23 protein-coding genes are annotated in these 22,268 nt (G+C 60.4%); 11 read left to right on the forward strand and 12 right to left on the reverse strand.

Features of this window, described 5'->3' with window-relative positions; genetic code table 11:
* Positions 1 to 3 precede the first annotated feature (3 nt).
* A complete protein-coding gene (locus FHT73_RS07805) occupies positions 4 to 624 on the reverse strand; it encodes a glutathione S-transferase N-terminal domain-containing protein (protein ID WP_183710773.1) in 621 nt (206 codons plus the stop codon).
* Between the two features lie 153 nt (positions 625 to 777).
* Positions 778 to 1,134 carry an ADP-ribose pyrophosphatase gene (locus FHT73_RS07810; RefSeq protein WP_015339137.1) on the reverse strand — a complete coding sequence of 119 codons (357 nt, stop codon included), beginning with the start codon at positions 1,132 to 1,134 and terminating at the stop codon, positions 778 to 780.
* Between the two features lie 126 nt (positions 1,135 to 1,260).
* On the opposite strand from FHT73_RS07810, the gene FHT73_RS07815 reads away from it, so the two are divergent.
* Positions 1,261 to 2,016, forward strand: coding sequence for a DeoR/GlpR family DNA-binding transcription regulator (locus FHT73_RS07815; protein WP_183710775.1), 756 nt, complete (start codon positions 1,261 to 1,263; stop codon positions 2,014 to 2,016).
* Positions 2,017 to 2,095: 79 nt separating this feature from the next.
* Positions 2,096 to 2,584 carry a DUF2127 domain-containing protein gene (locus tag FHT73_RS07820; protein WP_183710777.1) on the forward strand — a complete coding sequence of 163 codons (489 nt, stop codon included), beginning with the start codon at positions 2,096 to 2,098 and terminating at the stop codon, positions 2,582 to 2,584.
* A gap of 13 nt (positions 2,585 to 2,597) precedes the next feature.
* Here FHT73_RS07820 and FHT73_RS07825 read toward each other — a convergent pair whose 3' ends face one another.
* Positions 2,598 to 3,605 carry an asparaginase gene (locus FHT73_RS07825; RefSeq protein WP_183710779.1) on the reverse strand — a complete coding sequence of 336 codons (1,008 nt, stop codon included), beginning with the start codon at positions 3,603 to 3,605 and terminating at the stop codon, positions 2,598 to 2,600.
* A 100-nt stretch (positions 3,606 to 3,705) separates the two neighbouring features.
* Positions 3,706 to 4,332, reverse strand: a complete 627-nt coding sequence (locus FHT73_RS07830) for a MarR family transcriptional regulator (RefSeq protein ID WP_183710781.1) — start codon at positions 4,330 to 4,332, stop codon at positions 3,706 to 3,708.
* A 100-nt stretch (positions 4,333 to 4,432) separates the two neighbouring features.
* Between FHT73_RS07830 and FHT73_RS07835 the strand changes: the two genes are divergently transcribed.
* On the forward strand, positions 4,433 to 5,857 hold the full coding sequence (locus tag FHT73_RS07835) for an MFS transporter (protein WP_183710783.1): 1,425 nt from the start codon (positions 4,433 to 4,435) through the stop codon (positions 5,855 to 5,857).
* Here FHT73_RS07835 and FHT73_RS07840 read toward each other — a convergent pair.
* The 4 genes from FHT73_RS07840 to FHT73_RS07855 all read right to left on the reverse strand — a co-directional run bounded on the left by FHT73_RS07840 (position 5,838) and on the right by FHT73_RS07855 (position 9,958).
* Positions 5,838 to 6,836 (reverse strand): NAD(P)H-quinone oxidoreductase, encoded by a 999-nt coding sequence (locus tag FHT73_RS07840; RefSeq protein ID WP_183710785.1) that lies wholly within the window; start codon positions 6,834 to 6,836, stop codon positions 5,838 to 5,840. The two genes, FHT73_RS07835 and FHT73_RS07840, sit on opposite strands and share 20 nt — an antisense overlap.
* Before the next feature lie 79 nt (positions 6,837 to 6,915).
* Positions 6,916 to 8,721 (reverse strand): EAL domain-containing protein, encoded by a 1,806-nt coding sequence (locus tag FHT73_RS07845; protein ID WP_183710787.1) that lies wholly within the window; start codon positions 8,719 to 8,721, stop codon positions 6,916 to 6,918.
* 203 nt (positions 8,722 to 8,924) lie between these two features.
* Entirely contained in the window at positions 8,925 to 9,182 is a 258-nt protein-coding gene (locus FHT73_RS07850; RefSeq protein WP_112605768.1) for a type II toxin-antitoxin system ParD family antitoxin, read from the reverse strand.
* A gap of 227 nt (positions 9,183 to 9,409) precedes the next feature.
* Positions 9,410 to 9,958 (reverse strand): HdeD family acid-resistance protein, encoded by a 549-nt coding sequence (locus FHT73_RS07855; RefSeq protein WP_112605772.1) that lies wholly within the window; start codon positions 9,956 to 9,958, stop codon positions 9,410 to 9,412.
* A 154-nt stretch (positions 9,959 to 10,112) separates the two neighbouring features.
* On the opposite strand from FHT73_RS07855, the gene betI reads away from it, so the two are divergent.
* The 4 genes from betI (at position 10,113) to betA (ending at position 14,623) form a co-directional block, all read left to right on the forward strand.
* On the forward strand, positions 10,113 to 10,700 hold the full coding sequence (gene betI, locus FHT73_RS07860) for a transcriptional regulator BetI (RefSeq protein ID WP_112335552.1): 588 nt from the start codon (positions 10,113 to 10,115) through the stop codon (positions 10,698 to 10,700).
* 5 nt (positions 10,701 to 10,705) lie between these two features.
* Entirely contained in the window at positions 10,706 to 11,347 is a 642-nt protein-coding gene (locus FHT73_RS07865) for a glutathione S-transferase family protein (protein ID WP_183710789.1), read from the forward strand.
* Positions 11,347 to 12,810 carry a betaine-aldehyde dehydrogenase gene (betB, locus tag FHT73_RS07870; RefSeq protein WP_183710791.1) on the forward strand — a complete coding sequence of 488 codons (1,464 nt, stop codon included), beginning with the start codon at positions 11,347 to 11,349 and terminating at the stop codon, positions 12,808 to 12,810. The genes FHT73_RS07865 and betB overlap by 1 nt, the downstream gene beginning before the upstream one ends.
* A gap of 163 nt (positions 12,811 to 12,973) precedes the next feature.
* Positions 12,974 to 14,623, forward strand: a complete 1,650-nt coding sequence (betA, locus tag FHT73_RS07875; RefSeq protein WP_183710799.1) for a choline dehydrogenase — start codon at positions 12,974 to 12,976, stop codon at positions 14,621 to 14,623.
* Between the two features lie 12 nt (positions 14,624 to 14,635).
* Here the strand turns inward: betA and FHT73_RS07880 are convergent, their stop codons facing one another.
* Together FHT73_RS07880 and FHT73_RS07885 are read right to left on the reverse strand one after the other, a co-directional pair.
* Positions 14,636 to 14,932 carry a type II toxin-antitoxin system RelE/ParE family toxin gene (locus FHT73_RS07880; protein ID WP_183710800.1) on the reverse strand — a complete coding sequence of 99 codons (297 nt, stop codon included), beginning with the start codon at positions 14,930 to 14,932 and terminating at the stop codon, positions 14,636 to 14,638.
* Complete coding sequence (locus tag FHT73_RS07885; protein WP_183710802.1) at positions 14,929 to 15,201, reverse strand: YlcI/YnfO family protein; 273 nt, start codon at positions 15,199 to 15,201, stop codon at positions 14,929 to 14,931. Before FHT73_RS07885 ends, FHT73_RS07880 begins: the two co-directional genes overlap by 4 nt.
* Positions 15,202 to 15,393: 192 nt before the next feature.
* Here FHT73_RS07885 and FHT73_RS07890 point away from each other — a divergent pair, with 192 nt between their 5' ends.
* Positions 15,394 to 16,755, forward strand: coding sequence for a chloride channel protein (locus FHT73_RS07890; protein WP_183710804.1), 1,362 nt, complete (start codon positions 15,394 to 15,396; stop codon positions 16,753 to 16,755).
* Positions 16,756 to 16,805: 50 nt separating this feature from the next.
* On the opposite strand, the gene FHT73_RS07895 is transcribed toward FHT73_RS07890, so the two are convergent.
* Complete coding sequence (locus FHT73_RS07895) at positions 16,806 to 17,252, reverse strand: Rrf2 family transcriptional regulator (RefSeq protein ID WP_112335547.1); 447 nt, start codon at positions 17,250 to 17,252, stop codon at positions 16,806 to 16,808.
* Positions 17,253 to 17,742: 490 nt separating this feature from the next.
* Between FHT73_RS07895 and FHT73_RS07900 the strand changes: the two genes are divergently transcribed.
* From FHT73_RS07900 to cysN, 3 genes are all read left to right on the forward strand, one after another.
* Positions 17,743 to 18,483 carry a phosphoadenylyl-sulfate reductase gene (locus tag FHT73_RS07900; protein ID WP_183710806.1) on the forward strand — a complete coding sequence of 247 codons (741 nt, stop codon included), beginning with the start codon at positions 17,743 to 17,745 and terminating at the stop codon, positions 18,481 to 18,483.
* 126 nt (positions 18,484 to 18,609) lie between these two features.
* Positions 18,610 to 19,563, forward strand: a complete 954-nt coding sequence (cysD, locus tag FHT73_RS07905; RefSeq protein ID WP_112335545.1) for a sulfate adenylyltransferase subunit CysD — start codon at positions 18,610 to 18,612, stop codon at positions 19,561 to 19,563.
* Between the two features lies 1 nt (position 19,564).
* Positions 19,565 to 21,055, forward strand: coding sequence for a sulfate adenylyltransferase subunit CysN (gene cysN / locus FHT73_RS07910; protein WP_112605799.1), 1,491 nt, complete (start codon positions 19,565 to 19,567; stop codon positions 21,053 to 21,055).
* A 144-nt stretch (positions 21,056 to 21,199) separates the two neighbouring features.
* On the opposite strand, the gene hisC is transcribed toward cysN, so the two are convergent.
* Positions 21,200 to 22,258: a histidinol-phosphate transaminase gene (gene hisC / locus FHT73_RS07915; RefSeq protein WP_183710808.1), complete on the reverse strand. Its 1,059-nt coding sequence runs from the start codon at positions 22,256 to 22,258 to the stop codon at positions 21,200 to 21,202.
* Positions 22,259 to 22,268: the final 10 nt, after the last annotated feature.

The raw sequence follows: 22,268 nt of genomic DNA on the forward strand, positions 1-22,268 counted from the left end.
CGATCAGCCCTGTTCGATGGCAAGCGCCTTCTGAACGGCCGGGCGCTCAAGCATGCGGTGATAATGCGCGTTGACCTTGGGGAACTGTTTGATATCGACATTGTCTCCCGGCAGCCACTTCTCCATGGTAAAGAGATAGCCGTCTGCGACGGTATATTGCTCTCCCATCACCCAGGGACCCTTCAGCATCTTGTCTTCGATCAGCGCGAAGCTTTCGGTCATGGTCTGCGGCACCTTGGCCTTCATCGTCTCGATGGCTGCCGCATCGTCGGTCCAGCGGTAGCCGCGCCCCTTGTGCGAATGGTTCACATGAACGGTGGAGACGATGTAGCTGTTGAAGGATTGCATCTGCGCGAATTCGAAGGGGTCGTCGAGCGGTGCCAGCTTCGCGGCCGGCACGATCTGGGCGATGTAGGCCATGATCGCGATATTCTCGGTGAGGACGCCGCGATCGGTCACCAGGGCCGGAACGCGACCTTTGGGATTGATGGCCAAATAATCCGGCTGACGCTGATCGCCATTGGCGAGGTTGAGGCGACGGCGCTCGTAGGTGAGACCAGATTCTTCCAGAGCGATGAGACTGGCGAGCGCGCAGCTTCCGGGCGCGAAATAGAATGTCAGCATGTTCCGTTCCTCGATTGAAGTCCGTGAGGAAGCTAGAGCGAACCCGGCCGATACGGAAGTGGCTGACGCTGATGGGCGCTACAAAAGGTTTTGATCGGTCGGGCCGGTATGCCCATCCCCATTGGCTGGCTCAATGGGGATGGGCGGTCGATCTCAGGCGCAGCCGGGCACGTCTTCCAGCCTGTACCAGACGGGAATGCCGCGCTCGCGGGCAATACGGACATCATTGTCGGCGCCCTTGGAATCACCGGGCAATCTCAAAACGCCCTCGCAAAGCTGCAACAGGCGGCCGGCCGTTGGGTGGAAAATCTCCTCATAGAGATCGTCGCCGATGCTCTTGCCGCCGGCGGCGTGCCAGACCGGCAGGGCAACCCATTCGCCGATCATCGGCAGATGCCCGGCCTTGAACAGTGCGTAGGACGGCTCCTCAAGGCGTTTGAGGTTTTCAGCCATCTTCTTCGGATCATCACCAGTGCCGGAGCGATAAGGCCCCGCGATCAGGATCAACATGTCTTGTCTCCGTTTTTAGCTCCTGCTCGCTGCAGGAATTTGCACGAATATGCGCATATTTTCTTGAATGTCGAATCGATTCTGATAAATTCACGATTATTCGTGATATATCGTGCAGAGATCGGCATGCTGACCAGCCAACGGAAAACACTCATTCTCGAAAGATTGCGCCGGGACGGCCAGGTAATCGCCAAGGCATTGGCCGATGATCTCGGGGTATCCGAGGATACGATCCGTAGGGATCTGCGGGAAATGGCGACGGAGAAACTGCTGAAGCGCGTGCATGGCGGCGCACTGCCGCTGTCACCGGAGCTGCCCGATTTTACCGCGCGGCAGACGGTCTCATCCGATGAGAAGCGCCGGCTCGGTGCGCATGCGGTCAGCATGATCCAGCCGGGCCAGACCGTGTTTCTCGATGGCGGCACCACCAATGCCGAGATCGCCCGCCAGCTTCCGAAGGATCTTCCCGTCACCATCGTCACCCACAGCCCGACGATCGCAGGCGAGCTGGAGCATCACCCCCTGTCAGAGGTGATCCTGATCGGCGGCAAGCTCTACAAGCATTCGATGGTCGCGACGGGTGCCGTCGCCATGGCGGCCGTCACATCGATAAGGGCCGACATTTTCTTTCTGGGCGTCACCGCCATCCATCCCGCCCGCGGCTTTTCGACCGGTGACTTCGAGGAAGCGGCCATCAAGCGGCATATCGCGCAATGCTCGGCGGAAACTTACGTATTATCGACGACCGAGAAGCTCGACGCCGCCTCGCCATGCCAAATCCTGCCCTTGCACGGCGTTTCCGGTCTGATCGTATCATCGGATGTTCCGGAGGAAAGCCTGGCGCCCTACCGGCATGCCGAGATGCCGATCTTCCTGGCCTGAGGCCAACGCTACATCTGTCCACCTTGCCGCCATCGCCGATCGGGCCTACCTCCATATGCGCCAGAGGTTACGATCACCCATGAACGAACGCCGCATTCACCAGCTTTTTGAAATCAGCGTCCTGTTGAAGGGTGCGCATGCCTTAATCGAATGTCTTGGCGGCATAGTGCTGGCGCTCGTCAGCACCGACTCGATCCTTCGGCTGGCGAACCGGATCACGCAGCCCGAGCTGCTCAACGACCCGCATGATTTCATCGCGACGCACCTGCTCATGTGGGCGCAGGATTTCTCGGTCAGTACGAAGAACTTCTATGCCTATTACCTCTTGAGCCATGGGCTAGTGAAGGTGCTGCTGGTCATCGGCCTGCTCCGGGGCAAGATGTGGGCCTATCCGGCATCGCTTGCCGCCTTGGGGCTTTTCATCGCCTACCAGCTTTACCGCTTCACCGATACGCATGGCATCGGGCTCATCATCCTCACCATCTTCGACCTCGTGGTCATGGTTCTTATCTGGCAGGAATACAAGGTCGTCCGGCACCATGTACCGGCTCGTAAAACGAGCGGCTGAGGCGAGGAGTAAGCTATGCCCCCAACGCCGCTGCCGGTCTGATATTACCGACCTGGATCCCGTTCCAGTTCTTAAAGGACCGGTCGGCCATTGCCATCAGTCCGGCACGGACAGGGCCGTCCTTCTCGAAGAAGCGGGCCAATGTTGCGGCCACCATGACTTCCGCCGCGCGAGTGGTGCCGTCGTCGCATTTGAGCGCGATGGCGATGCCCTGTTCGGGGATCGCCGCGCAAAATACGCCTTCCCCGCCGGTCTTCGCGAAGATGCGGCCGGGAGCGATCTGCATTAGCTTGGTGCAGGCGCGATCGGTGCCGGCAACGTAGAAGGGCTCGGCCATGCAGGCCTCGAACAGCCGGCGTGATGCCTTGGCGCGCAGCGGCTCCAGACCGGCGCCGGTCGCCATCCTGGCAAAACCATGCGCCAGCCCCTTGAGCGGCACGGCATAGGTCGGGATCGAGCAGCCGTCCGTGCCGCAATTGTCGTGCGCCAGAACAGCGCCGGTCAGGCTCTGCATCGTCTCGCGGATCTGCTGCTGCAGCGGGTGGTCATAACCGACATAGCCCTTGGGATCGATGTCCTGATGGCAGCAGGCGCAGACGAAGCCGGCATGCTTGCCGGAACAATTGTTGTGCAGCGCCGTCGGCTTGTCGATGGCGCGGACCTGATGAATCAATGTCTTCTGATCGAAAGACCAATGTGCGCCGCATTCGAGCGTGCCGACATCGCGGCCGGCGCGCGCCAGCATGGAGGCGGCGAGCGCCACATGCTCATCCTCGCCATTGTGGGATGAGCAGACGAGCGCCAATTCCTTATGACCGAAACCATAGGCATCCGCGGCACCGCTTTCGACCAACGGCAGGGCCTGCATCGCCTTGCAGGCCGAGCGTGGAAAGACGCCGCTTTCGATATCGCCGAGCGAGAAAACCAGCTTCCCATCGCCATCTACGACAACGACGGAACCGCGATGGCGGCTCTCAACCAGATTGCCACGGGTGACTTCGACGCAGACCGGATTGGACATGAGGAGACGCAGCCTTTGATTTGCTAGACGGCCAGTAATAGCCGCCGCCCTCGGAATTGCCAATCGCCGATGCCGGCGGGCAACATCAAAAAGGGATCTCTCAGGCTGCGTCGCGGATCCTGTAGGCGCAACGCCGGGCGCCGAGCAGGATATGCTCCTCCCGTTCGACTTCGGCACCGAGCACCATGCGGAAAGTCTCCAGCTCCGATCGGCAGAAGCCGGCGCAGGCAGATGCGGCAGCACAAATGGGGCAATGGTTCTCCACCAGCACCAGCGAGCCATCCTTATCCTGCCAGTGATCGGCCATATAGCCTTCCTGCGTGCGGATGGCGGCGAGGCTTGCGACGCGCGACGGCAGATCGGCTGAAAGGTCGATTTCGCTTCGATAGCGCCGAAGCGTCTCTGTTTCACGTGCCGAGATGACCGTATCGACGGCACCCTGCCCCAATTGGCTGACCATGGTCGCAAGCAGGGTGGCGGTCAGATCGGCATGGCCATCGGGAAATTGCCTGTTGCCGGCCGCCGTCAGATGCCAGAACTGGCGCGGCCTGCCTCTGCCGGCGGCAGCCTCCGCCACCGGCTCGACCAACCCCTCCTCAGCCATCTTCGTCAGCTGCTGGCGTGCCGCCTCCGACGATATGCCGAGCACATCACCGACGGCGGCTGCCAGTTGCGGCCCGTCGGTTTTCAACAGGATCAGAATTCGATTGGCGGGTGACTGGCGCATTTTCCAAGTTTTCTCTTGTTTTAATCCGGCAAGGATGTAATTTTCCAAACTATAACTTGGAAAATAATCAACCGCTAGGGAAAATACCGAGGATCGCATGATGTCCAGCATCGAAAACACCGCTCTCCTCAAATCAGCCTCCATCTTCACGCTGTTCTCGCCAAGACTTCTGCCTGCGACTCTGATGCTTGGCGGAGGGGTCACGCTTTATGCCGTCGAATCCTACGTCACCGCCACGATTGCCCCCTCGATCGTCCGCGACATCGGCGGCCTCGAATTGTTCTCCTGGATGACGACGCTTTTCGTCGCCGCAGGCGTGCTCGGCTCGATCACTGTTGCGACCCGGCCGAAGGGAATAGGCTTGCGTGCCATCTATGTTGCCGCGGCGCTCATCTTCGGCGTCGGCAGCCTCGCTTGCGCCATCGCGCCGACCATGCCCGTGCTGCTGATCGGTCGCGCCGTTCAGGGGTACGGCTCAGGCATGCTGTCCGGCCTCGCCTACGCCTTCATTCGTTTCATCTATCCCGAACCTCTGTGGCGCAGGGCCTCCACGCTCTACGCTGCCATCTGGGGTGTAGCGACCGTACTCGGGCCGACGCTCGGCGGCCTCTTCGCCGCAGGGAGCGCCTGGCGGGAGGCCTTTCTCATCCTCGTGCCGGTGGCTGTTCTCATGGCGCTCTCGGGGCGCTGGCTGCTGCCCGATGTCGCGGACGATCGGATCGACACCAGAACGCCGCTCATCCAGATCATACTTTTGCTTGCCGCAGTTCTATTCGTCAGCATCGCCGGGACGATCGAACATGGATCCTACAAGACGATGCTGATCGCAGCTTCGATCGTACTCGTCGCAACGATGGTGCTGATAGAGCGCAAGAGCGAAGTGCGCCTTCTGCCCTATGGCGCCGTCATGCTCAGCAACCCCATCGCGCGGCTCTATCTGACGATATTCACGATGATGCTCGTGTTGACGAGCGACATCTATATCCCCTACTTCCTGCAAACCCTGCATGGCGTCACGCCGCTCGTCTCCGGTTATCTCGTTGCGCTCGTCGCATTGGGTTGGACCATAGCAGCCTTCTTCAGCGCCTCTTTTTCCGGCAGGCAGGCCGCCATTGCCATCATCAGCGGCTGCATTTTGGAAACGGCCGCGACCGCATCACTGATCCCCTTCCTGGCAACGAACACGCCCTTTGATACCGTCGCCAGGTTTGCGCCCGCCGTCATCACGATGTTCCTGATGGGATTCGGCGTCGGTCTCGGCTGGGCGCATCTTGTGACCAGAATCATCGGCATCGCCCGCAGGACCGAACAGGACAAGGCCTCGGCCGCGATCTCGATGACGCAGTCGCTGGGCGGCGCATTCGGTGCCGCGCTCGCAGGCGTCATCGTCAATGGTGCAGGCCTGACCCATTCGAGTGGCATTGCCGGCGGCCTCTCTGCCGCGACATGGCTCTATGCGCTGATGGCGATACCCGGCCTCATCGCCGTCGCCCTGTCGCTGACGATCAAGCCAACTTCAGCATGATCTTGCCGATGTGGTCGCTGGTCTCCATCAACCGATGCGCCTCGGCCACATCGTCGAAAGAGAAGGTCCGATAAATGACCGGGGCGACGGTGCCCTCGTCGAGCAGCGGCCAGACCTGGGAAAGAAGGTCGTCGCGAATGGCTCGCTTTTCCTCAGCCGTGCGTGGACGCATAGTCGATCCGGTCACGGTCAGCCGTTTGACCATGATCGGCGCAAGGTTGGCCTTCTCCGCCACAGCGCCGCCAAGGAAGGCAATGATGGAAAGGCAGCCGTCACGGGCAAGCGAGGCGAGGTTCTTCTCCAGATAGGCGGCGCCGATCATGTCGAGAATGATATCGACGCCATGTTCCGTCTCGGCCTTGATGACCTCGGCGAAATCTTCCTCTTTATAATTGATCGCCCGCTTGGCGCCGAGCTTCTCGCAGGCCTCGCATTTTTCCTTCGACCCGGCGGTCGCATAGACCGTTGCACCGAAAGCGTGGGCAAGCTGAATCGCCGTCGTGCCGATGCCGCTGGAGCCGCCGTGGATCAATACGCTTTCGCCTTCGGTCAGCCCCGCCATCTGGAAGAGATTGGCCCAGACGGTGAAGAAGGTCTCGGGGACGGCGGCCGCGCGGACGGCGTCATAACCGTTCGGGAAGCGCAGCGCCTGGCCGGCGGGAAGCACGCAATATTCGGCATAGCCGCCGCCATTGGCTAGGCCGCAGACCTTGTTGCCGATGGCAAATTCGGTCACGCCAGGCGCGACATCGACGACCTCGCCGGATATTTCGAGACCGAGGATCGGGCTTGCTTCCTTCGGCGGCGGATAGATCCCCTGCCGTTGCGCCACATCCGGCCGGTTGACGCCGGCAGCCTCGACGCGGACCAGGATCTCACCTGGCTTCAACACCGGAAGAGGCTTTCGGGCGATGGTCATGACTTCAGGTCCGCCAAAGGATGGCAAATCCACGAAACGCATTTCAGACGGCAAGGGCATGGCGCAATCTCCTCTCCCAGCAAGGCAGTGGAGATAGTTTAGCGCAGCGCGCTTGAAAAGATGGCACGGCGGAAAGGCGTCAATTCGTCTCGGCCAGACCGAGGAATGCGACGCCGGCAGCGCTTTCCTTCGCCTTGGTCTTGATGCCGGCGATGGAGGTGCTGACGCGATTGATATTGTCGATCACCAGTCCCTCCGGCAACTGCAGGATACCGATCGAGCAGCGCATCAGCGGGAACTCGGCCTCGGCGCCGGCGCGGTCGTGGCCGCGAATGCGGCCTGCGGCACGATCCTCGGCCGAGTAAAGATCGAGCACGTCGGCATGGAAATCGGCAAGCAGCCGGTCCAGAACTTCGCGCAGCTCCTGCATGCTCCAGCCGGTGACACCGATGAAGAAATCGTCGCCGCCGACATGACCAAGGAAATGGCGCTCGGCAAAGAAATAGCGGCGCATCAATGCGGCAAATAGCGAAATGGCATGGTCGCCGAGATGGAAACCATAGGCATCGTTGAACGGCTTGAAATTATCGAAGTCGCAATAGCAGAAATGCCTGACTTCATCACCATCGCGGCCGGCGCTCTGCATGAAATCATGGATCGCCCTGTTGCCGGGAAGGCCGGTCAAGGGGTTCTGGTCCTGGGCAATCTTCAGCTGCTTTTCGTTGATGACCTTGATGAGAGAGGCAGCGGAGACGATGCCCGCATAATGCGTGCCTTCGGTGACGATCAGGCAATCGCTGCTTTCCATATTGGCGAAGATCGTCATCAGCGTGTCGGCATCGGAATCAAGGCCGACGATCGGCGCCATTTCGACGAAATGCGAGATCGACCGTTTATAAACCTTGTTCTTCAAAAGGTCGCGGCCGAAGGGCTGATAGATATATTCCTTCAGCTGGTATTCGTGGATGATCCCGCGCGGCTCGTCATTGGCATTCACGACCGGGAAATAAGCTCGGCGCGGATTGCGGCGAAAGAGCTCGAAGACGCTATCGATGCTGTCGCTCTCGCGGATGGTCGGCAGCACTTCAATCTGCTTGCGGATAAGGATTTCATCGAGCGACTGGCTGTTGCGCGCCGTCTTGCCGAGATCCTGCAAATGCGGAAAGCTCGGCTTCAACTCATTGACCAGTACGGTCGGGCGGGCAATGAACCAGCCCTGGACGAGATCGACGCCGAATTCGCGGCAGGTCAGGAATTCCGCCTCGGTCTCTATGCCTTCGGCGATGACGCGCGTACCGAGGACATGGGCGATGTTGACGAGATTTCGAAGGATATGGCGCTTGCGGGCGCTGCGATCGATATCGACGATGAAATGCCGGTCGATCTTCAGATAGTCGACCGGATAATCGGACAGCAGTTTCATTTCGCCGTGGCCGACGCCGAAGTCGTCGATGGCGAGCTTGAAACCGGCATCGCGCATCTTGGCAACCAGCGTCGAAAACTCCGGCACGAGGGTATTGTCGAAACGTTCCGAGAATTCGAAGCAAACAGAGGAAGGGGCGATGCCGGCCTTTCTCATATGCTGCAGCAGGCCGTCGACCAAGGCGGCGCCCTGCGGGATCAACCGGACATCCAGGTTGAGGAAAAGCGTAGCGGCAACCATATTGGGGAGAGTGGCAAACTTCGCAAGCGCGCGGCTGCTGACCATCTGCTCGAGCCCAAGAAGCTGGCCGCTGCGCTCGGCCTCGTCGAGGATATCGACCGGGCTGTCGAAACCGATGCGCTCCTGGCCGCGCATGAGGGATTCATAGCCGAAAACGGCGCCCGTGCCGGCCTCCACGATCGGCTGAAATGCATTTTCGATCACGAGTTTGGCGAGAGTAACGATCTGATCGCTGGCGTATCGGCGCAAGACGCCCGGTTCGGCTGCGGCAGTCAGGGACATGCCCATCTCCACTTGCGGATTCTAATCTAATTTATTTGAATAAAACTTTGGGTTTACCGCGTTTTCGCCCGAAGATGCGTCATAAAGCGTCAACGAAACCTTTCCCCTATGTGAAAGTTTCATGAATGGTAAAGCAATATTAACCATTTGTCGGGCCGTAGACCCGGCATATAGCAGCCGAGAGGCTGCCGTGATGAGGGGGTTCAGTGCTGATTGCTCGAGTGCCGCTCCGCCTCGTAGTCGGCAAACATGTCAGCGACGCAGCGGCCGCTCTTTGCCGTCTCCCCGCCATCGTTGGCGGCATGAGGCACATCGCAAATGTCGCCGCGCCTGCGGGCTGCATCCCACATGCGCAGGGCTTCCCGTACGACTTCGCTGCTCGAGGCATAAGTACCGGTATCGACCGCTGCCCGGATGCCCGCAGCCTGAAGCGGAGAGATGGAAACCGTTACCATCGGCATGATATTCCTCCCTTGACGTCGTTACGCGGAAATTTGTCTGGAAGCATGTTCCGCGGCTTTGACCAGTTTCTTCACGCATGTCTGTCGACACACGCATTTTCGGATGAAGATACTGTCGTTACATCAACACAACGCCGTTCTGCCCGATATGGCAGAGGCGGTAAGAGTAACGCCGCTCACGCTCCTTGTCAAAAAGTAGCAGTCCGTTACCCCTTTCGGGCGGTGCCCTACCGCCTAAGCACAAGGCCGAAGGCCACCAGCGTCCATCCTTGGAAAATCAGGTCAAAGGCCAGGAAAAGGCCAAGAATCCAGAGGCTGTTGACCGGCCAGCCAACTGCAATGGCAATGCCGGCGGCGGCGGTTGCAAGGCCGCTGATGACAATCCAGACCCAACCACGCTCCGGCTTCAGCTTACGACCGACCCAGACGCGAAACGTGCCGGCAATGAGCAGCGCGATGGCGAGGAATAGCGTCAAGGCTTCCGACGCCAATAGTGGATTGGCGAAGGCAAGCACGCCGGCAACCGTATAGAGCAGGCCGCTGAGAACCCAGAACAAAATGTGCTCCCAGCCCCTTACCTGAAAGGCATGGGCCAGATGCACGATGCCGCCGATCAGCATCAGCATGCCGACATAATAGACCGAAGCGACGGTGGCGATGAACAGATTGCCAAGCGCGATACCGCCGCAGATCAGCAGCAAGATCCCGAGCCCGACAAACCAACCCCATTTGTCGCGCATCGCGGATGGGGGAACTTCATCAAGAATATCGACCATGACTGCACCTCCTCCTTTTCGGAATTATGGCACAGAAATGCTTTGCGAAAAGAGGTTGCGGATTTTTCCTGAGGGAGGGCTGGCCATGTGATTTTTTTATTGATTGATCAGTCAATCAAAAATACACTCATCTTCAGTCTTGGAGATTGACGCAATGCCGAAAGTCGGAATGGAACCGGTGCGCCGAAAGGCGCTGGTGGATGCTGCAATGCGCGTGATCGGCGATCACGGCTCGCTGACCGTCACCATGTCCGAAATCGCCAAGCAGGCCGGCGTTTCCCCCGCCCTTGCGCATCATTATTTCGGCAGCAAGGAACAGCTGCTGATCGAAACCGTCCGCGTCCATCTACAGCGGCTACGCGACAGCGTCGTGACGGCGCTTAGGGCCGCCACGACACCCCGCGAAAAGCTTTCCGCCGTCATCCGCGTCAGTTTCCAGGCCGATCAGTTCGCACCGGAAACGATCGCGGCATGGCTCGCCTTCTATGCCGAGGCGCAGCGCTCCGAGGAGACGCGGCGCTTTCTCGTCATCTATGCGCGGCGTCTGCATTCGAATCTCGTTGCCAATCTCAAGGCGCTGTGCCCGGCCGAGGATGCCGGGCGGATTGCGGAGGGTGCGGCCGCGATGATCGACGGGCTCTATATTCGTCAGAGCCTCAAATCGGCGCCGATCAGCACCGAAGCGTCGATCGCGCTGACCGAAGGCTATCTGACGACCCATCTCAACGCGTTGAAAGGCTGAAGACCATGCTGACCGTCTGGGGCCGTAAGTCGTCATCGAATGTACAGGCGCTGATGTGGTGCATCGGTGAGTTCGGTCTTGCCTATGAGCGCATCGATGCAGGCTTTACCTACGGCGTTAACGACACGCCTGAATTCTTGGCGATGAACCCGAACGGAACGGTTCCGGTGCTCAGCGACGGTGATGACGAGCAGCTCTGGGAAACGGGCGCCATCCTGCGTTACCTCGCCACACAATATGGCGACGATGCCTTCTGGCCGAAGGATGCGCGCCATCGCGCTCAGATCGACAAATGGGCTGAGTGGGCCAAGATCAACATTGCCCAGGGTTTCACCGGCCCGATTTTCTGGCGGGTGGTGCGCACGGCCCCTGCTCTCAAGGACGAGAAGGCGATCGTTGCGGCTGTTGCAGCACTCGGTGCGAAGCTTGACATCGCCGAGTCGCAGTTCGGACGGCATCGCTTCCTTGCGGGCGATAATCTGACGTTGGCCGACATCCAGTTCGGGCACGTTCTCTATCGCTATTTCGACATCGATATCCAGCGCCCTGCCCACCCACGGCTTGAGCGATACTATGAAAACCTCACCGAACGACCTGCTTTTCAAGAGCATGTCATGGTGTCCTATGAAGAACTGAGGGTTCTATAATGCGCGCACAACCGAAAGCCTCGCATTTCATCGACGGGGAATATGTCGAGGACACCGACGGCACTCTTATCGAAAGCATCTATCCGGCGACCGGCGAGGTGATCGCCCGCCTGCACGCGGCAACGCCCGCCATCGTCGAAAAGGCGATCGCGGCCGCAAAGCGGGCGCAGCCCGAATGGGCGGCCATGAGCCCGACGGCTCGCGGCCGCATCCTGAAGCGAGCAGCCGAGATCATGCGCGAGCGTAACCGCGAGCTTTCCGAGCTGGAAACGTTGGATACCGGCAAGCCGATCCAGGAAACCATCGTCGCCGATTCGACTTCGGGCGCAGACAGCTTCGAATTCTTCGGCGGCATCGCGGCGGCCGGTCTCAACGGCTCCTATATCCCGCTCGGCGGCGATTTCGCCTATACCAAGCGCGTGCCGCTCGGCGTCTGCGTCGGCATCGGCGCATGGAACTACCCGCAGCAGATCGCCTGCTGGAAAGGCGCGCCGGCACTGGTCGCCGGCAACGCCATGGTGTTCAAGCCTTCGGAAAACACGCCGCTCGGCGCGCTGAAGATCGCTGAAATCCTCATCGAGGCCGGTCTGCCGAAGGGACTCTACAATGTCATCCAGGGAGACCGCGAAACAGGGCCGCTGCTCATCAACCATCCCGACGTGGCCAAGGTATCGCTGACGGGTTCGGTGCCGACCGGCCGCAAGGTGGCGGCTTCGGCCGCCGGCAATCTCAAGCATGTCACCATGGAGCTCGGCGGCAAGTCGCCGCTGATCGTTTTCGAGGATGCCGATATCGACAGCGCCATCGGCGGCGCGATGCTCGGCAATTTCTATTCGACGGGCCAGGTCTGCTCCAACGGCACCCGCGTTTTCGTCAACCGCAAGATCAAGTCTGAATTCCTGAAGCGCCTGAAGGCCCGCACCGACGCGATGCTGATCGGCGACCCGATGGACGAGGCAACGCAGATCGGCCCGATGGTGTCCTGGACGCAGCGCGAAAAGGTGCTTTCTTACATCGAAAAGGGCAAGGCCGAGGGCGCGACGCTTTTGACCGGCGGCGGCATCCCGAACAATGTCTCCGGTGAAGGCTATTACATCCAGCCGACCGTCTTTGCCGACGTCACCGACGACATGACGATCGCCCGTGAAGAGATCTTCGGACCGGTCATGTGCGTGCTCGACTTCGATGACGAGGCCGAGGTGGTCGCCCGCGCCAATGCGACCGAATTCGGCCTTTCCGGCGGCGTCTTCACCGCCGATCTCACCCGCGCCCACCGCGTGGTCGACCAGCTGGAGGCCGGCACGCTCTGGATCAACACCTACAATCTTTGCCCAGTCGAAATCCCCTTCGGCGGCTCCAAGCAATCCGGATTCGGCCGCGAGAATTCGCTGGCGGCGCTGGAGCATTATTCGGAATTGAAGACCGTCTATGTCGGCATGGGGCCGGTACAGGCGCCTTATTGATCCACCTCCCCCTTGAGGGGCGCCGCTTAGCGGCGGGTGGGGTGACCAGCCGCAGCGCGTGTAGCAGCAATCACCCCACCCCGGCCTGCGGCCGACCCTCCCCTCGGGGGGAGGGTGCAGAACCGCCTCGATTTACGCCCCTTACCACTTGGAGCACATGGTCATGCAAGCAGATTTCGTCATCGTCGGCTCGGGCTCGGCTGGCTCCGCCATGGCTTATCGCCTGTCAGAGGATGGCAAACAGTCGGTCATCGTCCTAGAATTCGGCGGCAGTGATTTCGGGCCGTTCATCCAGATGCCGGCGGCACTTGCCTGGCCGATGAGCATGGACCGCTACAATTGGGGCTATCTCTCCGAGCCGGAACCGCAGCTCAACAACCGGCGCATCACCGCCCCGCGCGGCAAGGTGATCGGTGGCTCGTCCTCGATCAACGGCATGGTCTATGTGCGCGGCCATGCGGAAGACTTCAATCGCTGGGAAGAGCTGGGCGCCCAAGGTTGGGCCTATGCCGATGTGCTGCCCTACTTCAAGCGGATGGAGCATTCACATGGCGGCGAAGAAGGATGGCGCGGCAAGGATGGCCCGTTGCATGTCCGGCGCGGCGATGCCCGCAATCCGCTCTTCCACGCCTTCATCGAAGCAGGCAAGCAGGCGGGCTTCGAGGCGACGGAGGATTATAACGGCAGCAAGCAGGAAGGCTTCGGCCTGATGGAGCAAACGACCTGGATGGGACGTCGCTGGTCTGCGGCGACAGCCTATCTCAAGCCTGCCCTGAAGCGGCCGAATGTGACCCTCGTTCGCTGCTTTGCCCGCAAGGTCGTCATCGAAAACGGCCGCGCGACCGGCGTCGAAGTCGAGCGCAATGGCAAGATCGAGATCATCAGAGCGAACCGCGAAGTGATCGTTTCCGCTTCCTCCTTCAACTCTCCGAAGCTGCTGATGCTTTCGGGCATCGGACCGGGCCAGCATCTGCGCGATATGGGGATTGAGGTGAAGGTTGATCGACCAGGCGTCGGCGCCAACCTGCAGGACCATATGGAATTCTATTTCCAGCAGACGAGCCTGAAGCCGGTGTCACTCTATTCCTGGCTACCCTGGTATATGCAGGGGATTGCCGGTGCGCAGTGGCTGTTCTTCAAGAAAGGCCTTGGCACCTCGAACCAGTTCGAAGCCTGCGCCTTCCTGCGCTCGGCACCTGGCGTCAAGCAGCCGGATATCCAGTACCACTTCCTGCCTGTCGCCATCAGCTATGACGGCAAGGCGGCGGCCAAGAGCCACGGCTTCCAGGTGCATGTCGGCTACAACCTATCGAAATCGCGTGGTAACGTCACGCTGCGCTCCTCCGACCCGAAGGCCGATCCGGTGATCCGCTTCAACTATATGAGCCATCCGGAAGACTGGGAGAAATTCCGCCACTGCGTTCGCCTCACCCGCGAGATCTTCGGGCAGAAGGCCTTCGACGAGTACCGGGGCACGGAAATTCAGCCAGGGGCGAATATTCAGACCGATGATCAGATCGATGCCTTCCTGCGCGAGCACCTGGAAAGCGCCTATCATCCCTGCGGCACCTGCAAGATGGGCTCGAAGGATGATCCAATGGCGGTGGTCGATCCCGATACCCGCGTCATCGGCATCGACGGCTTGCGGGTCGCTGACAGCTCGATCTTCCCGCATGTCACCTACGGCAATCTAAACGGCCCTTCGATCATGACCGGTGAGAAGGCGGCCGACCACATTCTCGGCAAGCCGCGGCTGGCGCGTTCGAACCAGGAGCCCTGGATCAATCCGCGGTGGGAGACGAGCGATCGGTAAGGTGGGCAGGTATCAGTGATAGTCTTCTTCGCGCTGATGCCTGATCGCCAATATCGTTATCGTCTCGCTGTCTTCGATCTCGAATAGAGCGACATAACCGGAAGAGCCGAACGGGATGACGAGTTCGCGGAGAAATGCGTCCGCCGACGCTTTGCGGCAGCTGAACGGAAAATTCTCGAGAAATTCCGTTGCCTTGACGATGGCGTCATAGGCTTTTTCCGCAAGCTCGATATCTCTCAAAAGCAGATAATCATAAAGCCGTTCGAGATCTTCGAGCACGCCTTGAGAGTAGCGTACGGCAAATGTCATTTGTGCTTGGAAGCTTTGACGGCTTCAAGCTTGCCCTTCAGCATTCCCAGCACGTCGTCAGCGCTGTGATACACGCCGGCTTTTTTCGCATCCTCTTGCGCAGCAAGACCGCGAGCAATGAATTCAGCCTTCGTTCGGCGGTGTTCAATCTGCGCACGCAGCGAGCTTTCCACAAATGCTGACAAGGTCTCACCTTCTCGCAGCACGCTTTCAGCAGCGGCGCGCAATGCGGGATCGACCCTCAAGGGAGGAATGGAAGCGGATTTCATTCACCGGCTCCTTTGCATTGCAATTGCGATACATTCTATTCGATCGCTCGAACCGGTCAACACGTAGATTAAGCCTTGGCCGCAAAAGGAAATTCTGTAAGAAAGATCGATATGCAATTCCCCCCACGAGGTGAGCGGCCCGGAAAAATGCCTCCAAAGGGCATGCGGGCCAGTATAATGGTCACACGTTCCATGCCCCCTATCTACCGCAAGTCCAAGCTGCTCCGCCGTTCCCGTGTCATCTGGGGCTCCTTCAATCTTTGGCGGCCACGACTGGTGTTCTGGACGGGCGCTCTAGCGATCGGCGTCATCAGCGTCGGCTTCGCCAAGCTCGCCGATCTGGCGCAGCGGGCTTTTACCGGCGTGACGCAATCGGGTGAGTGGATGTGGCTTCTGCCGCTCCTGCTGACACCGCTCGGTTTCGTTCTGTCGGCCTATCTTGCAGCGACGCTGTTTCCCAATTCGCAGGGGAGCGGCATTCCGCAGGCGATCGCCGCGCGGCACCTACATCATGAGGAAGATCGTACGAAGCTGCTGTCGCTCAGGCTAGCTTTCGGCAAGATCGTGCTGACCATATTGGGGCTCTTAAGCGGTGCCTCGATCGGCCGCGAGGGGCCGACGGTGCAGGTCGGCGCTTCCTTCATGCTGGCGGTTGCCCGCTTCGGCGGCATGGCGCAGGCGAAGGGGCTGATCCTCGCCGGTTCTGCCGCCGGTATCGCCGCTGCCTTCAATACGCCACTTGCGGGTATCGTTTTCGCAATCGAGGAGATGAGCCGCACATATGAATCCCGCGCCAACGGCCTGGTCCTGACCGCCGTCATTCTTTCCGGCCTTGCAGCACTCGGCCTTTCCGGCAGCTACAATTATTTCGGCACGGCCGACGCCGCGCCGACGATGTTTCGGGACTGGATCGTCATGCTGATCTGCGGCGTGGGCGGCGGCGCGCTCGGCGCCACTTTCAGCGGATTGGCGCTCTATGCCGGCATCCGCATCCGCCGCTGGGCGCAGCCTCAGCCGTTGAAACGCATGCTGATCCTTGCCGGCCTCTGCGGCCTTGTCGTTGCCGCTGTCGGCGTGCTCTCCGGCGGCCAAACCTTCGGCACTGGTTACGAGCAAGCCCGCGGCGCCGTGGAAGGACATGCCCTGCCCCCGCTCTTCTTCGTCGAGAAGCTACTGGCAAGCTTCCTGTCGATGATATCAGGCATTCCCGGCGGCATTTTCGCGCCTTCGCTTGCCGTCGGCGCCGGCTTCGGCAGCACGGTCGGCACGCTGGTCGGCGGCAGCATTGCTCTTGCGGCTATCCTCGGGATGGCCGGCTATTTCGCCGGCGTGGTTCAGGCACCGATGACCGCCTTCGTCATCATTCTGGAAATGACCGGCGATCACCAGGCCGTCATCCCGATCATGGCTGTATCGATGATCGGCTATGTGACGTCGCGGCTGCTCTCGCGCGAGCCATTGTATCATGGGCTGTCCCGCGTCTTCATCGCCGCAGCAATCCGCGCCCGGCGCGCCATGGACAAGGAAAGCGGCGAGGAACACGCCGCCCACTGATTGTCGAAGCGCTGCGAGGAAGACCCGTTAGCTCCCTTGGACCTGATCAGTTAGGCCATCAGCCTGGCAACTTCCGTATCCTCCGGCTGAGCGATAGCATCGGCGATGGTCGTCGAGAACAACACCTTTCGGGTCGCGTCCGCCACCCGAGCAAAGACGTGGCGGATTTCGCAGGTCTGCTCGCCGTCGCAATCGTCGCAGCGACGATAGGCTGTCAGTGACAGACAGGGCAGCGGCGCCAGCGGCCCGTCGATGACCCGCAGGATTTCGCCGAAAGTGATTTCGTTTGCCGGCTTGCGCAGGAGGTAGCCGCCCTGCTTGCCGCGGCGGCTGATGACGATACCCTGATGCTTCAGGTCGAGAAGGATCTGTTCCAGGAATTTCTTCGGGATCTTCTGCTGGGCGGCGATGTCGGAAATCATCATCGGCTCGCCCGCCTCGGATTGGGCCAACGCAGACAGCGCCCGCAGCGCGTATTTTGCTTTCTGAGTAATCATTTCGAACCGCTTCACACACACATGCGATACGTCCGGTCGAGCGATTCGGCCGGTCCGCTACAGAACTCCTCAGCCCTCGTCCCCGAGGCAATTTCGAAGCACTCACACCCTTGGCGCACGGCCAGGAAACGTTAGCAACCCAGACTTGTTATCATTCTTCATCGCTATGCCCATGGTTTAGCACAAAATCCGCCGCAACGCATCATTTTGGGCATCACTTCCGATTTCCATTTGACAAGCTATGTGTAACTCTACTATTTCTATAGACATTAAAGCAAGCACTTAAACATGGCGAGCCATATCAAGTGCTTCCGAAGGGCCGCCATCGGTGGCAAATCGCCTTGGTTAGGAGCCGAGGCGGTCGCTTTTCCTTATCGGCGCTGCTTCATGGAGATATTTACTCTCCAGCCGCTCCGTTTCGAAATCTATTTTTCTGTCCGCTGCCGTTGCGAACTGCGATACTCCCGGCAACATTAGGACAGGATCCCCCATGACTGCCATTACCCTTATTGAAGATGCCGCGACGCTCAACAGCCAGCTTGCATCGCTCGATCTTGCCGGCCGTCTATCTCTCGTGGCCGGGCTCGGTGGCCGTGCCGTGTTCACGACATCGCTCGGGATCGAGGATCAGGTGATCACGGCGGAGATCGGCAATCACCGCCTGCCGATCGAGGTGGCGACCCTGCAGACCGGTCGCCTCTTCCCGGAAACGCTCGCTCTGATCGACGAGACGGAAAGCCAATATGATATCAAGATCGTCCGCTACGAGCCGGAACAGGCCGATATCGACGCCTATGCGGAAAAATACGGTCTGAACGGTTTCTATGAGAGCGTCGAAGCCAGGCATGCCTGTTGTGGCGTGCGCAAGCTGAAGCCGCTTGCACGGGCACTTTCGGGCGCCAGCATCTGGATCACCGGCCTGCGCCGCGGCCAGTCCGCCAACCGCGCCGATACGCCCTTTGCGGAATTCGATCCCGAGCGCACTCTGATCAAGATCAACCCGCTCGCCGATTGGGACATCGATGCCATCCGCGTCTATGTCGCCGACAATAGCGTTCCGGTGAACCCGCTGCATGCGCGCGGCTATCCCTCCATCGGCTGCGAGCCCTGCACCCGCGCCATCAAGCCCGGCGAGCCTGAACGCGCCGGCCGCTGGTGGTGGGAGAACGACGAAAAGCGCGAATGCGGTCTGCATGTCCACGAAGAAGGTGCTGCCGCACCCGCACAATAAAGCACTCGCCGGCTCCCGGCATCGATCCGAAGCGCGTCTCCCGCGCCGCCGATATCTAGGGAACCAACGCATCTATTCTTTCCGACCAAATTCCGGTCGGGACATTTGAAAGTTCTGGAGTCATCAATGCCCGATAGCCGTCCGGATACGGAAATCTCCAATCCGCAAAGCGTCAAGCCGCCGCTCGATCCGCATCTGAAAGCGCTGGAAAACGAGGCGATCCATATTTTCCGCGAGGTCGCCGCCGAATTCGAGCGTCCCGTGATGCTCTATTCGATCGGCAAGGACTCGTCGGTGCTGCTGCATCTGGCACGCAAGGCCTTCTATCCCGGCCGCGTCCCCTTCCCGCTGCTGCACGTGAATACCGGCTGGAAATTCGCCGAGATGATCACCTTCCGCGACGAGATCGTGAAGAAGTATGATCTCGACCTGATCGAGCACATCAATCCGCGCGGCAAGGCGGAGAACATCACCCCCTTCACCTATGGCTCGGCGCGCTACACCGATATCATGAAGACGGAAGCGCTGCGTCATGCGCTCGATGCCGGCCAGTTCGACGCGGCTTTCGGCGGCGCCCGCCGCGACGAGGAAGCCTCGCGCGCCAAGGAACGCATCTATTCCTTCCGCACGCCGGACCATCGATGGGATCCGCGCAACCAGCGCCCGGAACTCTGGAACATCTATAACGGCCAGATCCGCAAGGGCGAAAGCGTTCGCGTCTTCCCGCTCTCCAATTGGACGGAAGTCGATATCTGGCGCTACATCCAGGCCGAGGAAATTCCGATCGTGCCGCTCTATTTCGCGGCGAAGCGCCCGATCGTCGAGCGTGACGGCATGATGATCATGGCGGCCGATCCGCGGCTCGAGCTGCTGCCGGGCGAGACCAAGCGCGAGGAACTCATCCGTTTCCGCACGCTCGGCTGCTTCCCGCTGACGGGAGCCATCCGCTCCACCGCCACGACCCTTGAAGAGATCATTGCAGAGCTGGAAATCGCCACGGTTTCCGAGCGACAGGGCCGCGCCATCGACCGCGACCAGTCCGGCTCCATGGAAAAGAAGAAGCGCGAAGGATATTTCTGAGATGACCGTAAACGCAAACGTCGTCACAATTCCTGCTGTCGGGCCTGCCGCCGAACCGGCTAAAGCCCTTCGCGACTCGCGCCCGCTTCGCCTGATTACCTGCGGCAGCGTCGATGACGGCAAATCGACGCTGATCGGCCGTCTCCTCTGGGATACCAAGGCGGTCAAGGAAGACCAGGCTGCCACGCTTCAGCGCGATTCCACCGGCAAGCAGAACGATCTCGGCCTCCCCGACTTCGCTCTGCTGCTCGACGGCCTGCAGGCAGAGCGCGAGCAGGGCATCACAATCGATGTCGCCTATCGCTATTTCTCGACCGACAAGCGCTCCTTCATCGTTGCCGACACACCCGGCCACGAGCAATATACGCGCAACATGGCAACCGGTGCCTCCACCGCCGATCTCGCCGTGCTGTTGGTCGATGCCCGCATGGGCATCCTTGAGCAGACCCGCCGGCATGCGACGATCGCGTCGCTGCTCGGCATCAAGCAGTTCGTTCTGGCCATCAACAAGATCGACCTGACGAATTACGACCGCGCCGGCTTCGAGAAGATTTCCAACGACTTCCGCGAATTCGCACTGTCGCTCGGCGTCAAGCAGATCACCGCCATTCCGATGTCGGCGCTGAAGGGTGAAAACGTAGTCTATTCCGGCCAGGCTGCCATGCCGTGGTACACCGGCCCGACGCTGGTCGAGACGCTGGAACTGGCGACCGTTCGCTCGGCGCAGACGGTTGGCTTCCGTCTTTCGGTGCAACGCGTCTCCCGCCCGGGTGAAAGCTTCCGCGGCTATCAGGGCACGGTCGCCGGCGGCTCGGTGAAGCCGGGCGACAGCGTCATGATCCTGCCGTCGGGCATGGTCGCCAATGTCTCGAAGATCGTCACCTTCGATCTCGTGCGCAACGCGGCGGTCGCCGGCGATGCCATCACGCTCGTTCTCGACCGCCAGGTGGACGTGTCGCGTGGTGACATGATCGTCGCCATCGACAGCCAGCCGCAGACGGGCCTCTCCTTCGACGCGCAAATCGTCGCGCTGCAGCCTGAGGGCATCGAGCCTGGCAAGCGCTACTGGCTGAAGAGCGGCAGCCGCCGCCAGCGCGTGCAGGTTCAGCCGATCGCCCAGCTTGAGCTGAAGACCGGCGCATGGGCTCCGGCGCAGGCGCTCTGGATGAACGCGATCGGCAAGGTTCGCCTGACCTTCGATGAGAGCGCCATCTTCGATCCCTATGAGCAGAACCGCTCGACCGGCTCCTTCATCCTGATCGATCCGGAAAGCAACAACACGGTTGCGGGCGGGATGATCACCGGCAAGCGTTCCGATGTCGGCGGCATCCACAAGGATGGCCAGCGCGTTCTCCTGTCCCTGCCAGCCGATCTCGCCGAGCAGATCATGGCAAGCGAGCTCTTCGCCAGCCGCCGCGATGAAACGGATGTGCGCCGCGTGACCGCCGCACAGGCCGCGGAAATCTGGGCGAACGCGGCAAGCGACATCTGATCGCTATCGCATGTGTTGACATAAGGCGGCGGGCTCGGCTCCGCCGCCTTTTTCATTTGCGGCTTAGTGGCGCCATCGCGGCCGCGGTAGAGGCCACTCGTTCTTTTTTGACAGTTTTGAAGCAATCTTTCCGAGCTGCCAGTGTCACTGCAATATCTCGCCGAAAGCCGCCACCAGGCGGTCGCACTCCTCATCCGTTCCAATCGTGATGCGCAGGAAGTCGTCGATACGCTCGGCGGAAAACCGTCTTACCAGAATGCTCCTGCTCCGAAGCTCTGCCGCCAGTTCCATACCCGGCCTGCTCGGATGCCGCGCGAACAGAAAATTGGCGGATGACGGCAGAACGTGAAAGCCCAGCTCCCCGAGTTTGGCGGCCAGCCGTTCCCGGCTGGCGATGATCATGGCGCGATGGCGTTCGAACCAGTCCCGATCCTTCCAGGCCGCTACCGCACCTGCCTGCGCAAGCCGATCGAGAGGATAAGAATTGAAGCTGTCCTTGACCCTTTCCAGTGCCTCGATCAGCGGCCGTTGCCCGACAGCGAAACCGACGCGCAGGCCGGCGAGCCCGCGCGACTTCGACAGGGTCTGAATTACCAAGAGGTTCGGATATGTCCGGACAAGTGGAACCGCGCTCTCGCCGCCGAAATCGACATAGGCCTCGTCGATGACGACGACCCGATCGGGATGATCCCTAAGAAGAGTTTCAATATCAGCCAGAGGCAGGCCGATGCCTGTCGGCGCATTGGGATTGGGCAGAATGATTGCACCGCAGGGCTGGCGATAATCCTCGAGGCGGACCCGCATTTCGGCATCGACCGGAACTTGCCGGTACGCCACGCCGAAGAGGCGGCAATAGGTCGGATAGAAGCTGTAGCTGACGTCGGGGAAAAGCAAGGGCTCATCATGGTTCAGCAGCGCCTGGAACGTGTGGGCCAAAACCTCGTCCGATCCATTGCCGACGAAGACCTCGTCCTTGTCGAGCCCGAAACTCTCCGCGATTGTAACACGCAATTCCCGCGCCGTCGGATCCGGATAGAGCCGCAGTGTGTCGGATGTAGCCTTCGAGATCGCCTCCAGGGCAAGCGGTGAAGGACCGTAAGGGCTCTCATTGGTGTTGAGCTTGATTATTCCACCCGTGGTCGGCTGCTCGCCGGCGACATAGGGGATCAAGGAATGAACAATAGGGCTCCAGAAGCGGCTCATCGTGATTTCC

Source organism: Rhizobium sp. BK098, from assembly GCF_014193155.1.
Classification (GTDB): domain Bacteria; phylum Pseudomonadota; class Alphaproteobacteria; order Rhizobiales; family Rhizobiaceae; genus Rhizobium.

What these genes read in the sequence shown, in the direction of transcription:
- FHT73_RS07805 (WP_183710773.1), bottom strand. Translation starts at nt 624, where the DNA reads ATGCTGACATTCTATTTCGCGCCCGGAAGCTGCGCGCTCGCCAGTCTC.
- FHT73_RS07810 (WP_015339137.1), bottom strand. Translation starts at nt 1,134, where the DNA reads ATGTTGATCCTGATCGCGGGGCCTTATCGCTCCGGCACTGGTGATGAT.
- FHT73_RS07815 (WP_183710775.1), top strand. Translation starts at nt 1,261, where the DNA reads ATGCTGACCAGCCAACGGAAAACACTCATTCTCGAAAGATTGCGCCGG.
- FHT73_RS07820 (WP_183710777.1), top strand. Translation starts at nt 2,096, where the DNA reads ATGAACGAACGCCGCATTCACCAGCTTTTTGAAATCAGCGTCCTGTTG.
- FHT73_RS07825 (WP_183710779.1), bottom strand. Translation starts at nt 3,605, where the DNA reads ATGTCCAATCCGGTCTGCGTCGAAGTCACCCGTGGCAATCTGGTTGAG.
- FHT73_RS07830 (WP_183710781.1), bottom strand. Translation starts at nt 4,332, where the DNA reads ATGCGCCAGTCACCCGCCAATCGAATTCTGATCCTGTTGAAAACCGAC.
- FHT73_RS07835 (WP_183710783.1), top strand. Translation starts at nt 4,433, where the DNA reads ATGTCCAGCATCGAAAACACCGCTCTCCTCAAATCAGCCTCCATCTTC.
- FHT73_RS07840 (WP_183710785.1), bottom strand. Translation starts at nt 6,836, where the DNA reads ATGCCCTTGCCGTCTGAAATGCGTTTCGTGGATTTGCCATCCTTTGGC.
- FHT73_RS07845 (WP_183710787.1), bottom strand. Translation starts at nt 8,721, where the DNA reads ATGTCCCTGACTGCCGCAGCCGAACCGGGCGTCTTGCGCCGATACGCC.
- FHT73_RS07850 (WP_112605768.1), bottom strand. Translation starts at nt 9,182, where the DNA reads ATGCCGATGGTAACGGTTTCCATCTCTCCGCTTCAGGCTGCGGGCATC.
- FHT73_RS07855 (WP_112605772.1), bottom strand. Translation starts at nt 9,958, where the DNA reads ATGGTCGATATTCTTGATGAAGTTCCCCCATCCGCGATGCGCGACAAA.
- betI (WP_112335552.1), top strand. Translation starts at nt 10,113, where the DNA reads ATGCCGAAAGTCGGAATGGAACCGGTGCGCCGAAAGGCGCTGGTGGAT.
- FHT73_RS07865 (WP_183710789.1), top strand. Translation starts at nt 10,706, where the DNA reads ATGCTGACCGTCTGGGGCCGTAAGTCGTCATCGAATGTACAGGCGCTG.
- betB (WP_183710791.1), top strand. Translation starts at nt 11,347, where the DNA reads ATGCGCGCACAACCGAAAGCCTCGCATTTCATCGACGGGGAATATGTC.
- betA (WP_183710799.1), top strand. Translation starts at nt 12,974, where the DNA reads ATGCAAGCAGATTTCGTCATCGTCGGCTCGGGCTCGGCTGGCTCCGCC.
- FHT73_RS07880 (WP_183710800.1), bottom strand. Translation starts at nt 14,932, where the DNA reads ATGACATTTGCCGTACGCTACTCTCAAGGCGTGCTCGAAGATCTCGAA.
- FHT73_RS07885 (WP_183710802.1), bottom strand. Translation starts at nt 15,201, where the DNA reads ATGAAATCCGCTTCCATTCCTCCCTTGAGGGTCGATCCCGCATTGCGC.
- FHT73_RS07890 (WP_183710804.1), top strand. Translation starts at nt 15,394, where the DNA reads ATGCCCCCTATCTACCGCAAGTCCAAGCTGCTCCGCCGTTCCCGTGTC.
- FHT73_RS07895 (WP_112335547.1), bottom strand. Translation starts at nt 17,252, where the DNA reads ATGATTACTCAGAAAGCAAAATACGCGCTGCGGGCGCTGTCTGCGTTG.
- FHT73_RS07900 (WP_183710806.1), top strand. Translation starts at nt 17,743, where the DNA reads ATGACTGCCATTACCCTTATTGAAGATGCCGCGACGCTCAACAGCCAG.
- cysD (WP_112335545.1), top strand. Translation starts at nt 18,610, where the DNA reads ATGCCCGATAGCCGTCCGGATACGGAAATCTCCAATCCGCAAAGCGTC.
- cysN (WP_112605799.1), top strand. Translation starts at nt 19,565, where the DNA reads ATGACCGTAAACGCAAACGTCGTCACAATTCCTGCTGTCGGGCCTGCC.
- hisC (WP_183710808.1), bottom strand. Translation starts at nt 22,258, where the DNA reads ATGAGCCGCTTCTGGAGCCCTATTGTTCATTCCTTGATCCCCTATGTC.